Origin of the sequence: Rhizobium sp. CCGE 510 (assembly GCF_000292525.1) — a bacterium.
Lineage (GTDB): Bacteria > Pseudomonadota > Alphaproteobacteria > Rhizobiales > Rhizobiaceae > Rhizobium.
Window position 1 is genome coordinate 1 of the sequence record NZ_AEYF01000128.1, and the last position, 598, is coordinate 598.

Genomic DNA, 598 nt, shown 5'->3' on the forward strand with positions numbered 1-598 from the left:
ACAGATCATGCCGGCGTTGTCGCCGAATTTGATTGGTCGACCACCGCGATGCCCGGTCCCGGAAAAAGCCGCTACGCTTTTGGCACGCTCAGCGAACTCTACATGGCACTAAACCGCGTCTATGCCTTGGCAATCAGTCTTCCAAATGCGCCTTTGATGGAATTTGAACGGCGCGTCACGGACCTTCCTCGAACCACCGAAGTCGAACGTTTGGTTGTGCAACGGATCGGCCAGGATATCTTCCGAACCCGCTTGATGGACTACTGGCAAGGGCGTTGCCCTGTGACAGGGATCACTGACCCTGCCTTGCTGCGCGCGTCGCACATCATTCCTTGGTCCGATTGCGAAAGCGATGCTGAGCGGCTCGATGTGCATAACGGATTTCTTCTATCGGCGCTCTGGGACGCCGCGTTCGACCGCGCGCTTGTGACCTTCGACGACCAGGGAAGCCCTGAATTCTCGCGTGGTCTCAGTGGGCAAGCACTTGTAGAACTTCGCTGGACCGCCCCGATTCCGCTGACGGATGAGCACCGCCGACGGCTCGTTCGCCATCGAGAGCGGGCACGGTCATTGGGATAGCCGCTCTTGCGCACGCAAC

General features: G+C 59.0%; 1 protein-coding gene. It reads left to right on the forward strand.

Going from position 1 to position 598, the window contains the following annotated elements:
* Positions 1 to 579, forward strand: a 579-nt coding sequence (locus tag RCCGE510_RS32795) for an HNH endonuclease signature motif containing protein (RefSeq protein ID WP_007638099.1), incomplete at its 5' end; no start/stop codon positions are given.
* Positions 580 to 598 lie beyond the last annotated feature (19 nt).